Below are 11,793 nucleotides of genomic sequence, written 5' to 3' on the forward strand. Positions count from 1 at the left end.
ACGAAAGTTGCCGGTCGCGTTGTGCGCCAATGGACGTGTGGTCAGACCGGCTCCAATAGTGACGGGTTGTTGTTGCGAGGGCTGTTCACCGCAGTCGAGACTTCGTAGGGCTCGAGATGCGGCTCCGGAACTGAGTTGATCATGGCCTGGACCTCGCCTTTGTCGGTGAGGTTCGGGTCGAGCCAGTGTTCCCGGAACGATTCGGGCAGGATCAGCGGGGATCTGTCGTGTATGTGCCTCAAGGAATCTGAGGCTGGCCGAGTCAAGACTGTGCAGGTCCATACCCACTTGTCCGGATCATCTTCGGGCAGTTCAGGATCGGGCCACAACTCGTAGAGCCCGGCCATCGCGAGAATATCGTCCTCGCCGCGAAGGAAATAGGGAATCTTCGACCCTGCTTCACTTTTCATCCACTCGTAGTATCCGGCGGCCGGGATGATGGCGCGCCTTTTGGAAGCACTACTTCTGAATGACGGCTTCTCCGTGACGGTTTCGCTGCGGGCGTTGATCAACTTGGACGCCATCTTCCGGTCTTTCGCCCAGGCCGGGAGCAAGCCCTTAACCGGACTACGAGCGCTCGTAGTCCGTTAGCGGCGTATCGGTATCGGCAGGCTCGTGTCCTCGATCCTGATGTCGGGGAGCCGAGGTGAGCAAACTCCGGCTGAACTGCCCACCCAAGACGTGCCCCTCTTGTACAAGGTCGTCGAAAATTGAAGGCCTCTAGGTCGTTGTTATCTCCGCGGGAACGGACACCCGCAACTGGTTGGCAATTGGAGTGTAGAGATCGATGTCTTGCTCATCGGTCCGCAATGAAAGCAACAGTGCGTAGCGCACGGGAAAGTTCACGCGGTCGGCACGACGGTTGTTCTTCCACCAGCCCCCGACCGGATAGACCGCAACGGAGTTGCATTGCGCGAGTTCAGTTCCCGTGCCATTCCACTCGTCCTGATGTAGAGACCCGAAGTTGCGTTGGTTGGGTCCGATGAACCAGCGGTCCGTTGTGGTTCCGGTGCGAGGTGAACCGTCCTCACTGAGCTGTGCATCGCGATTGATACGGGCAATGAACTCCGGCTGGGTCTCGACTGGACCTTGGAGATCGAATCGCAGGCTGTGGGAAGGATATGCGTAGCGCTGGCGCCAACCTCGGCGAGATGCGGATGGTTCGATGAAGTACGACAGGCTGATTCGCAACCGTACGCTTTCTGCGCCAAGCTGTTCGAGCACGTCGGACGGCCACGGCAAACGGTGTAGCCGAAACCGCCGCATCCGAAAATCGTCGCCTTCGAAGGGGAGGAACTGGTCCTGGGTGACCAGAGTGACTGCCTGACGTGAAGAGTTCAGCACTGCGGCCTCCGTGGGCACTCCCCACCCGTAGCGGCGCAGGAGTTGAAGACGATCGGTCTTGCGCTGGTCTTGGCGAACCTCTGCTTCCATCGATGGGGTCCATTCGGCGGCGTGGGTGAGTAGTCCGCGGATCGTCTCCGGCCAGTAGTCCGGGTACCGGGCGACTGCCAAGGCCGCGAGGCGGGCAGCTTGAGCGGTAGCGGCGCTGGTGGCGTTTGCCGAGGCTAGAGCAAGATCGTTCGCTGTGCCTGTAGTGCGCAGTGACAACATCGGGTGCTTGTCTTCGAAGGTCCCTGCTCCGTCGGTGAGGACGTTTCCGCCCTCCATGCAGATGTCAGGCTTGATCGGCCAGTTCCGCTGGTTGAACATCACCGACGTCCGACTGTGTGGGGAGAGCCCTCCGCGCTCCGCCATCGGATTCCAACCCCGGTACTGCGGGTCCTCAGGTATGCCGTCCAGATCAGTATGTGCGCCGACGGTGAGGGCGTTCCATGCCTGAGCGGGATCTTCTACTGCTGACGTGTCGGACTCGGTGCGGTGGTCGAGTTGGTAGCTGTCGACATTTCCGGCTGCTACCAGGAAGAGCCGGGAGGAGTCAGGGTCGGGTGCGGACAGTAGCTGCAGTTGGTCCCCGTCGCGGGCGGTGTCGGTTCCGACGGCAAGCGCGTCCACCGCCGCCGACCACAGCGTGGGCTCTCCCGGTTTGTCCGGGCTCGTGCTGAGGGTCAAGCAGAACACACGCTGCCTTGGTGCGGTGATCTCCGGCATCGCGACGGCCTCGACAGTGGCTGTGCCGTAGTCGCGTGGGTTCGTCGCGGCCTCGGACTTCGAGGGCATCATCCGGACCGATTCCAGGCGGAGGCTGAGATGCACTGGCCCAGTGGAGGTGAGGTGCTCTTCGAGGCTGCCGTAGAGCGCGAGACCAGCCATCGTGGTCCCGTGCCCCTCCACATCGCTTCCGGAGATGCCGATGATGGTGTGCAAGTCTGCCACGGCGAGGGAATCTTTTAAGAGCACATGGGCTCGGTTGACGCCGGTGTCGAGGTGGCACACAGCGGGGGCGTGATCGGCTGCGGGTACGAGCCGTTCCGCAAGATCGCGAACGTACTCGTCTTGTTCGGTCGCAGGGAGATCTTCGATAGTGTCGATGAATTCCGGTTTCCGGATCTCGGCCAGGGGGACGCTCGTGACGGGCAGGATCTGGAGTTGCGACCAGGTCGCCTCGACCCACACGACAACTCGGTCACGCAGGGCAACCGACCGGGGCAATGTTCGCAGTTGGTAGGTGGCGAGGAATCCGTTGAAGGTGTCGAGATGCGGCTGGGTGGAATCGAGCCAGAGTTCCCACCAGTGTCGGCCGGAGCGAGGCGGTTCGCCAGCGGAGGTCCACAAGTCGTCCAGGAACGCTTGCCGGATCCGTGCGATGTTCGCCACCAGCGCTTGGTTTACCGGATTTCCGTCCGGCGTCGTCCAATGCTCCTCCACCGCTCTGGTCGAGACCTTCGTAAGATAGTCCTCGAAGATCTTGACGAACTGCGGCCGGTGCGCGTCAGACACCCAGACTGTGGCTCGCTCCGGTTCCGTAGCCGTTGCTTGGTGCACCGACAGGAGGAGCCACTTCGGGCGCTTGGGGGTTTTCCGGTGCCGCGTGAGTTGGCTCAACTGATCCAGCTTCAACGGATACGCCGCGTGCGCACCTTCGAGAACGATCACACTGCCGAGCGCCCGCAGCTCTTCCTCACTGACGCTTAATGTATGGCGTTCGGTGTCGATGTCGGCGAACGCCTTGTCGAGCTCACCTCGGAGTGCCAGGCCATGCGCCCGCCGCTCTACGGGACGGATCTTGACGTCCCCTTGGCCGCCCCGGTGAAAACTTTCGTCAGCGGCCTGTTCGACGACATAGAGATGGTCGAGGTGCCGTGGTTGTTCAGCCAACGCTCGCGGACCGTCGCGCTTTGAGGGTCGCGACGATGTCCTCGCGAGTCACATGCGCGTCACCGCGCATGAGCACCTTTTTCGCGGCGGCCTCGGCTGCTTTGACCAGGTCGGCATGGCTGAGACCTGAGGTGTACTGAGTGAGTTTCGCCAAGCTCAGTCCTGTTGCCAGCGAACCGAGGCGTGCACGGATCACCACGCCGGCCTGACGGGCATCGGGAAGGTCATAGGTGAGGACCGTGTCGAACCGTCGGAACAACGCGCGGTCGAGGATGTCGCGGTGATTGGTTGCGGCGATGACAATCGACTCCGGGCTGGCCTGCTCGAGGAATACGAGGAAAGAATTGAGAATGCGCCGCGCCTCCCCGACATCGTTCCCCGAACGATCGGCACCAAGCGCGTCGAATTCATCGAAGAGGTAGACACCTCGCCGCTCAGCGACTGCGTCGAAGACAAGTCGTAGTTTGCTGCCGGTCTCGCCCATGTACTTGCTCAGAAGGCCGTCCAGCCGGACGGTGAACATCGGCAAGGCCAGCTCGTGAGCCAGTACTGATGCCGTCATCGTCTTACCCGTGCCGGGTGGTCCTTCCAGCAAAAGGCGGTGTATCGGCGCAAACCCGTGTTCCACGAGGTTCTTGCGCTGACGCTGCTCAGCGATCACTTGCTCGATCTGAGAGGTGAGCTCGCCGGGCACGATCAACTCCCGCAGCTCGATCTGAGGATGGGAAGCCTCGACCAATTCGGCCAGGTCGCCGCGCGGCTGCACGAGCTGCGTGACGTTGCTACGGGGAGTGATCTGCCGTGAGGTATCGACGGCCTGCTTAATATCCGCAGCGAGAACGTGGTGCCCACGCTTCGCCTCACGGGCCGCGACCTGCAGAGCAACGGAGTAAAACACCGAGTCGTCGCCGGAGGCATGACTACGGACCATCGCCGTGATGTGTTCACCAAGGCCTGCCATTATTCGCCTCCCGCCTTCGCTGGTATTCGTGCCTTCTCTGGTATTCATTACTGCCGCTCACCGATCCCAGCGAGAGCCACAGGTACGCAATTCTCTCATCGTAGTGACTGACCATTCGCAACCATGGCTCCCCCGCCGTTGCCCACGCAGATCACCGAACGGACTCACCAGTCCCATCGGACGAATCGTGACGCACTGCAGCGTCGGTGACCGAGACGAAAGGATGGTCGGGCACCGGAGGGCGATCCATGCGCTTATAGAACCGCTTCTGTCTCCACCGTTCGTCGCACGCAGAACCAAGACTCGTCAGGGGCCGAAAATCGCAGCCAGGTCCTGGCTTTCGCCGCGGAGCTCGCCAGCAGCGATCGCCTGGTCGGTCGTCAGCATGCCCGATGCAAGGCCAAGTACCACCATCGGTTCTGCTCGAAGGACAGTCTCGGGTTGTACGTCGACTTCGAGCGCGACGCGGGCACCCGTTTCGTCAACGCGAACGGCGAGGTTCATGCCGTCGACCTCGAAGCCGATGGTCGCAGGTACCTCAATTCGCTTGCCCTCCATCAGTGATTCGAGCGCGACCACCAACCAATGAGGTTGGAAACTGTCGCCACGCGGACCTGCAATCATGAGCGGCGTACTCCAGTTCACCAACGCCGTGACAGCACCGCGAAGCTCCCTTCCCCAGGCGGTGAGCGTGTAGGCGATGGCGTTGCTGTCGGTGTCGAGTTGGCGCTGAACTACGCCGGACTGTTCGAGTTCCCTCAGACGCTCGGCCAGCAGGTTGGTGGAGATCCCCGGCAGCCCGGCCTGAAGTTTCCCGTATCGGGCAGGGCCGCCGAGCAGCTCACGCACGATGAGCAGGCTCCACCTGTTGCCTACGACGTCGAGTGCCCGCGCCAACCCGCAGTATTGGCCGTAAGACCGCTTGATTGCCGACTTGTCCTCTTCCGTACTCACCGGTCAGACCTCCGTCCCAATTTCGTCGAAGTCGAGTGCCAACAGCGTCGGCCTGGGGAGAACTCGGCCGCCCGGACCCCTGGGAAGCACACGGCGCCGGACGGGGAAGACGAGCCCCTCGAACTCTCGGTGGTCATCGCAGTAGATCGAGGCCGCCGCCCAACGGCCAACTGGTTCAGCGACGAAGTCGTGGCGTCGGATCAAGCCAGCAGGGTCGACGTAGAAGGTCTGTCGTCGACAGTGGGTATCGATCTGTTCGGGGAATGTTGCATGGAGCCGCCGCCATGTCTGTCCTGATTCCCGCCATGGTTCACCTTCGGTAACGACGATGTCGGCGCGTCCGAGCAACAGTGGTGCCGTCAGGTAGTTCCACAAGGCGTATCCGGCGAAGTAAGTGGTGTCGAGTGGATCCCACCGGACGTTGCGGCGGATACCGGTGCGTCCGAAAAATGCTGAACGAGGATCGATTCGGGTGGCGAGTGGTTCTCCGTCGCGGGTTTCGATCCTCACGTCGCCTCCGTCGAACACAGCACGATTGCCGGTTTGTGGGAAATCATGGAGGACGGTGCGCCGCGCGGCGACGTGCACCTCGGCAGTGAAACTGGCCAGCTTGTTGCCGGCGAAGCGAGTGGGCAGCAGACCACCTATACGTCCCCGAGCTGTAATCGTCGAAACCGACTTCCAACGCTCAGCGCCGCCATGTGCAGCCAGGACGTCGTTGATCAATTCACTCATTCAGCCTCTCCCATCATCTACTTCATGTTTGATTGTGAACTACAGAAGAACAAGTCGATGCGAAAACAGCGAAACAGGAGGATCAGCACATGACGACCACACAGCCTTCGGGCCAACGCCCGGCATGGGTGGACAACGAGTTGTTCCCGTTCGAAAGCCACTTCGTGGAGTTGGACGGAAACGTCGTGCACTACGTCGACGAGGGCTCGGGTCCTACATTGCTGATGCTGACCGGAAATCCGGTCTGGTCCTTCGCCTACCGCGAAGCAATCACCAACCTCCGGGACAGGTTCCGGTGCATCGCCGTGGACTTTCCGGGATTCGGCCTCTCGACCGGTGCACCCGGCTATCAGTACCTGGCCCGCGATCACGCGGACCTGCTCGTGTCCTTCCTCGACCGCTTGAACCTGACGCAACTGACACTGGTCGGCCACAACTGGGGAGGCCCGTTCGGCCTATATGCCGCCCAGCAACGAACGGACAAGTTCGAACGCCTCATCCTCACCAACACCTGGGCATGGCCGTTGAACGGTGACCCGTCCAGCGAACTGTTCTCCCGCGGCGTAGGAAGCCCGATCGGACGCGCGCTTATCCAACGGTTCAATCTGATGGTCGAGTACTACATTCCCTCAGCACACAAGCGGCGGAAGCTCTCCGACGCCGAAATGGCGCACTACCGCCAGGCAATGCCCACGCCAGCACGCCGCCGCGCCTGCGCAGCCCTTCCCGGAGAACTCGTCGGGGCTCGTAAGTTCTTCACCGATCTGGAGGGCCAACTCAGCGCACTCGAGAAACTGCCCACGCTGCTCGTGTGGGCAGATGCGGACCCAATCTTCACCGACAAATACCGTCAGCGCTTCGAAGAGGCCTTCCCCGACCACACCACGACGGTGCTCCCCGGAGTCGGCCACTTCCTACAATCCGACGCACCAGCCGAGTTCAGCAACGCAATCAAGACGTGGTGGGACGAACTGGCCAGTCGCGACAGCACGGCCTCATAGAAGTCGCGGGCGCTCTTCACTCGAACGAGAAACTGCTTGCTCCACAATCGCATCCAGGATCGACATCGGGGAATGTGTAGCGACGACTGGCGACGGCCGCACCCTTGCGGACACACGTCACCAACGTGCCACGTCACGGGGCGGATATCGGCCAGTGACGTCGCGCCGATCGCTCGCTAACCAACGTCACAACTATGCCGTCGGAGGGGTAGATAACTGGCCGGGCCAAGACTGCACAGGTCCATACCCACTTGTTCGGATCGCCCTCGGGCAGTTCAGGATCGGGCCACAACTCGTAGAGTCCAGCCATTACTTCCAGGTCACCTTCCCCATGAAGAAAGTACGGAATCTTCTTTCCCTCTTCGCTTTTCATCCATTCGTAGTAGCCGTTCGCGGGGATGATGGTGCGCCGCTTGGCGGCGCAACTTCTGAACGACGTTTTCTCCGTGACGGTTTCACTGCGGGAGTTGATCAGTTTGGAGGCCATCTTTCGGTCTTTTGCCCCGGTATGGAGCAAGCCCTTTACTGGACTTCGCGCTCAGTCCCCGACGTCCTGTCGATCATTCAGAATCTCGACCAGCCGATCCTGGACTTTTCCGACGTGATCATCGATGAGTGGATCAGTCCGAAGTGCCGCGACGATGCGGTGATGCAGTTCTAGCCGCGCAACGGATCGTTCCGCCGTAGATCGGGTCGTTCGCCACTGACATGGTCGACCTGGGCCCGCGTGCTGACTTCTGCGGGTGCCATGTCGCGAGCAAGCGCGGATCTGTCTCGCCGGCGAATCGGCGCCGCTCACCGACGAGATTCTCCTTATCGGGGGATGCCGAGAAGTACCGGTTCAACGGTCCGGCGCTCGGCGCGGTTAAGAGCGGCCATCTTTCCTGCGGCCGCGTCGAGACTGATTTGTAGGCCCTGTATCTCTCCGAGCCAGCCATTGGTGCGGGCTTCGGCGATGCGGTCACGCAGGTTCTCGATAATTGCGGCCAGCCGTGGTCGTGCGCGTGGATCCACGCGCAGCATCGGGCAGCGGACGCCCCGTTGACTGAACTAAATGCCGAACGGTGCTGGTCTGAAGGGGTGGGGTCGATGTGGGTCGGTAGCTTGCGGACATGAGCGAAGGCGAAAGTCCGAGAGATCTGTCGGGGCTTGTGGTGGCCCGAGTGGGTCGGTTGACAGCGACCGGCCACACGTCGGAGCCTTATATCCTGCAGGGCAGCGACGATGAACGAGTGGAGTCCGTCGAGGTGTTCTTCCGGGAGCTGATCGCTTCCGGGAGGTCGGTGGCGACGGTGCGTTCATACGGTATGGATCTGCTGAGGTGGTGGCGGTTCCTTCACGCTGTGGATGTGGCGTGGGATCGTGCCTCTCGGGTCGATGCGCGCGATTTCAGTTGTTGGATCCAGTTGACGGCGAAGGCACGACAAGGATCAGTGGTGCCGGCCAGCGCCGAGTCGGCTGCTACTGCTGCGGCGGCAGCGAATCCTGTCACCGGCAAACCGGCTCTGGGGACCGGGTACTCGCCGGCGACAGTGGCGCACAGTGAGACGGTGCTGCGAAGTTTCTACGATTTTCATCGGGACGCAGGTACTGGCCCGCTCCTGAATCCGTTCCCTCTCGATCTCTCTCGCCGGTCGAGACGGGCTCATGCGCACCACAATCCGATGGATCATTGGGCACCTGAGCGTGTGGGACGCTACCGGCCTCGGGTCTCGCAGCGGATTCCCCGAGCGATTCCCGAGGATCTGTTCGATAAGTTGTTCGCGGCATTGTCGTCGGATCGGGACCGGGCGTTGGTGGCGTTCTGGATTTCGTCGGGGGTGCGAGCGTCGGAGTTGTTGGGAGTCCGCGAGTGCGATGTCGACCCGGGGCAGCAGTTGATTACTGTGGTGCGCAAGGGAACACGTGCGGTGGAGCAGGTACCCGCGTCGGCGGACGCGTTCGTCTGGTTGCGGTTGTATCAGGAGCAGGTGTGGGGCGAGGTGCCACTCGGACGGACGCAACCGTTGTGGTGGACACTGCGGAAACCTCGCCGCCCGTTGAATTACCATGCGGCGCATCGGATGTTCGAGCGTGCGAACGCCACTCTCGGTTCGGATTGGACTCTGCACGACTTACGTCACAGTGCAGCGAGGCGGATGGCCAACGACCCGCACTTGTCCTTGGTGGAGGTCAAAGAGGTGCTGGGGCACGCACATTTGTCGACGACCGAAATTTATCTGACACCCGACAAGGACGAGGTGATCGCCAGCGTCCTGGCCCACCACGCTCGTACTGCTGATCAGCGGGAACATCCGAGGACTCCTCCACCGCCTCCTGCACCTGGGTACGATCCGGCAGCGTTGAGCGTGCTGTTCGGGAGGTCGTTGTGAGCACTGCCGTCAAGCACATGACCCGCCCGGAACGCTTCGAGGTCACACCGGTGCCACATTCGAGGATTCACCAACTGCACAAACAGTTTCCACCACGCGAATTTGAACTCTGGTGGCCGCACACCGCTGCCTCTGCCGAAGCTGTCGAGGCCCGACTGAACTGCTCGGTGCTTGCCGAGGCTGCGGTCACCACCCGAGCCGGACGGCACCGAGGCGTGATCAAGATACTGACCTGGTTGGCTTCGGTGCCCGGCGATACCTGGCAAGCCCGGTGGCTCGCCAGCGGCGCCGAGAACATCCGCGGATCTCGTTACGGCGCGACAGCCTCATGGGCCGATCTCCCGGTGGAATGGATTGCCGGACACGGGCGCCCTGTCAGACACGATCGCAACGACCTGGCTGCAGGACTGCTGATGTTGCTGTGCCTGGACGTGATCCGGCCACAGCTGTCGTGGATGCTCTCCCGGGCGCACCCGTTTCTCGCGCCGATGATGGCAAAGCTGCGAGATCCGGACGGATTCGCGCGGTTGGACGAGCTTGCTGCCACTCAGCCGGATACCTCGCGAGACGATGCACGAATCGCAGCGACCAGAATCGCGACCCTGCTGGTATCCAAAGGCGGGACTGTCGCAGAGATCACTGTCGGCGATTGTGTGGAGCTGATCGACACGATGGCGCAGGTGCACTCCCGCCGCGGTCAGAAGAAGATCGATTTCTACCTGCGACTACGTGCGATGGGCATCTTTCCCGAGGACGCACCACACAGCATCCGCGCGTTCGGCGCTCCGGTCGGACAGCTGACGATCGAACAACTCGTCGACCGCTACCCGATCGAGAACCAACCGATCCGAGATCTGCTCATCGACTATCTGCGCGAGCGTCAACCCGCGCTGGACTACACCAGCCTCAACTCTCGTGCCCGAGGACTTGCCGGGCTGTTCTGGAGCCGCGTCGAGACACTCGCCCCCGGTATCGACACCCTGCACCTGCCGCCTGACGTCGCCCGCGCATGGAAGGACGACCTGAGATCGATCACACGCACCGCCGTCGACGCGGCGGGACGAAAGCACGAAACAACTTCGCCCCGAAAGAATTACAAAGACAATCTGTTGCAAGTGCGCGCGTTCTATCTCGACCTCGCGCACTGGGCCGTCGAAGATCCGTCCCGCTGGGCGCAGTGGGTGGCGCCCTGCCCGATCAGTGACGGCGAGGTCAAAAGAGGCAAGGAACTCAAACACCGCAAAGCGCGGATGGACCAACGCACCCGCGAGCGGTTGCCTGTCCTGTCTCAGTTGGTTCGGTCCGCCGCTGACCGCCGCGCGGCCGCAGCGGCACTACTCGTTGCGGCGCAGAACACCGAACCAGGTGAGGTGATCGCGGGAACCGACGGAGAACTGCGACGATCCTTGATCCGTCGGGGAACCGGCCGCGTCGTATGGGCCGACAATACTGTCAGCGGTGTTCGTCGCGATCTCACCTACGAGGACGAGGAAGCATTCTGGGCATTCGCCACCATCGAAGTGTTGCGGCTCAGCGGTATCCGTCATGAAGAGCTCCTCGAGCTCAGTCACCACAGCATCACCGAATACCGACTACCCAGTACCGGTGAACTGGTTCCGCTGCTGCAGATAGCTCCATCGAAGACCGATACCGAGCGGCTGATCTTGGTCAGTCCCGAGCTCGCGGAAGTCCTCAGTGCGGTCGTTCAGCGTTCGCGGCAACCCAACGGATCGATACCTCTCGTGGCTGCCTACGATACGCAGGAGAAGCTGTGGAATCCGCCGATGCCGCTGCTCTTTCAGCGGGGAATCGGAAACGAACGCCGAGCGATCCCACCGAGTTTCGTCCGCAAGCTCCTCATCAATGCGCTCACCGTGGCAGCTCTCACCGATGCCAGTGGCGATCCGTTGATGTTTCAGCCCCACGACTTCCGGCGAATATTCGTCACCGACGCGATCATGAACGGCCTGCCACCCCATATCGCACAGGTTATTTGCGGGCACAAGACAATTGACACGACGATGGGCTACAAGGCCGTCTACCCCTCGGAAACTATAGAAGCGCACCGAGCGTTCATCGCGCGTCGTCGTTCGATGAGGCCCAGCGAGGAATACCGGACACCGACCGACGATGAATGGGATGCGTTCTTGTCTCATTTCGAGAAGCGGAAAGTATCGGTCGGGACCTGCGCACGGACGTTCGGCACACCCTGCATCCACGAGCATGCTTGCGTCAGATGCTCACTCCTGCGGCCGGATCCAACACAGCGAGGCAGGCTCGAAGAAATCCGAGACAACCTCGAAGCCCGCATCATCGAAGCCAAACAGGAAGGCTGGCTGGGAGAAGTCGAAGGACTGCAGGTCAGCTACACCGGAGTCAAGGACAAGCTCGCACAGGTCGATGCCACGATGAAACGAGGATCGGCAACAACTGACCTCGGAATGCCTGGATTCGGATCGATCTCCGGAAGGACTTCCACATGATTGCCAAG

The 11,793-nt window shown here is 61.6% G+C and carries 9 protein-coding genes and 1 pseudogene; 3 read left to right on the forward strand and 7 right to left on the reverse strand.

Going from position 1 to position 11,793, the window contains the following annotated elements; genetic code table 11:
- Positions 1-41: 41 nt before the first annotated feature.
- The 5 genes and pseudogenes from RA302_RS31360 to RA302_RS31380 form a co-directional block, all read right to left on the reverse strand.
- Positions 42-557 (reverse strand): annotated as a pseudogene (locus RA302_RS31360) (SOS response-associated peptidase); the annotation flags it as partial.
- A gap of 163 nt (positions 558-720) precedes the next feature.
- On the reverse strand, positions 721-3,279 hold the full coding sequence (locus RA302_RS31365; protein WP_338481187.1) for a S8 family peptidase: 2,559 nt from the start codon (positions 3,277-3,279) through the stop codon (positions 721-723).
- On the reverse strand, positions 3,272-4,240 hold the full coding sequence (locus tag RA302_RS31370) for an ATP-binding protein (RefSeq protein WP_076949338.1): 969 nt from the start codon (positions 4,238-4,240) through the stop codon (positions 3,272-3,274). The genes RA302_RS31365 and RA302_RS31370 overlap by 8 nt, the downstream gene beginning before the upstream one ends.
- A gap of 306 nt (positions 4,241-4,546) precedes the next feature.
- A complete protein-coding gene (locus RA302_RS31375) occupies positions 4,547-5,194 on the reverse strand; it encodes a helix-turn-helix domain-containing protein (RefSeq protein ID WP_338481188.1) in 648 nt (215 codons plus the stop codon).
- Positions 5,195-5,197: 3 nt separating this feature from the next.
- On the reverse strand, positions 5,198-5,929 hold the full coding sequence (locus RA302_RS31380) for a hypothetical protein (protein ID WP_261949431.1): 732 nt from the start codon (positions 5,927-5,929) through the stop codon (positions 5,198-5,200).
- 89 nt (positions 5,930-6,018) lie between these two features.
- Here RA302_RS31380 and RA302_RS31385 point away from each other — a divergent pair, with 89 nt between their 5' ends.
- Complete coding sequence (locus RA302_RS31385; RefSeq protein ID WP_338481189.1) at positions 6,019-6,930, forward strand: alpha/beta fold hydrolase; 912 nt, start codon at positions 6,019-6,021, stop codon at positions 6,928-6,930.
- 133 nt (positions 6,931-7,063) lie between these two features.
- Here RA302_RS31385 and RA302_RS31390 read toward each other — a convergent pair whose 3' ends face one another.
- Both RA302_RS31390 and RA302_RS31395 read right to left on the reverse strand, forming a co-directional pair.
- Complete coding sequence (locus tag RA302_RS31390; RefSeq protein ID WP_338481190.1) at positions 7,064-7,417, reverse strand: SOS response-associated peptidase family protein; 354 nt, start codon at positions 7,415-7,417, stop codon at positions 7,064-7,066.
- Positions 7,418-7,743: 326 nt separating this feature from the next.
- Complete coding sequence (locus RA302_RS31395; RefSeq protein WP_197494328.1) at positions 7,744-7,944, reverse strand: hypothetical protein; 201 nt, start codon at positions 7,942-7,944, stop codon at positions 7,744-7,746.
- Positions 7,945-8,042: 98 nt separating this feature from the next.
- Here RA302_RS31395 and RA302_RS31400 point away from each other — a divergent pair, with 98 nt between their 5' ends.
- Both RA302_RS31400 and RA302_RS31405 read left to right on the forward strand, forming a co-directional pair.
- Entirely contained in the window at positions 8,043-9,302 is a 1,260-nt protein-coding gene (locus tag RA302_RS31400; RefSeq protein ID WP_050655242.1) for a site-specific integrase, read from the forward strand.
- Positions 9,299-11,785 (forward strand): site-specific integrase, encoded by a 2,487-nt coding sequence (locus tag RA302_RS31405; protein ID WP_050655241.1) that lies wholly within the window; start codon positions 9,299-9,301, stop codon positions 11,783-11,785. The genes RA302_RS31400 and RA302_RS31405 overlap by 4 nt, the downstream gene beginning before the upstream one ends.
- Positions 11,786-11,793 lie beyond the last annotated feature (8 nt).

The sequence above is a fragment of the Rhodococcus sp. DN22 genome (assembly GCF_036669995.1).
In the GTDB taxonomy this organism is placed as follows: Bacteria; Actinomycetota; Actinomycetes; order Mycobacteriales; family Mycobacteriaceae; genus Rhodococcus_F; species Rhodococcus_F erythropolis.

Bases quoted from the DNA above. Each gene is read 5' to 3' on its own strand.
- RA302_RS31390 (WP_338481190.1), bottom strand. From the start codon at position 7,417: ATGGCCTCCAAACTGATCAACTCCCGCAGTGAAACCGTCACGGAGAAA.
- RA302_RS31385 (WP_338481189.1), top strand. From the start codon at position 6,019: ATGACGACCACACAGCCTTCGGGCCAACGCCCGGCATGGGTGGACAAC.
- RA302_RS31400 (WP_050655242.1), top strand. From the start codon at position 8,043: ATGAGCGAAGGCGAAAGTCCGAGAGATCTGTCGGGGCTTGTGGTGGCC.
- RA302_RS31370 (WP_076949338.1), bottom strand. From the start codon at position 4,240: ATGGCAGGCCTTGGTGAACACATCACGGCGATGGTCCGTAGTCATGCC.
- RA302_RS31380 (WP_261949431.1), bottom strand. From the start codon at position 5,929: ATGAGTGAATTGATCAACGACGTCCTGGCTGCACATGGCGGCGCTGAG.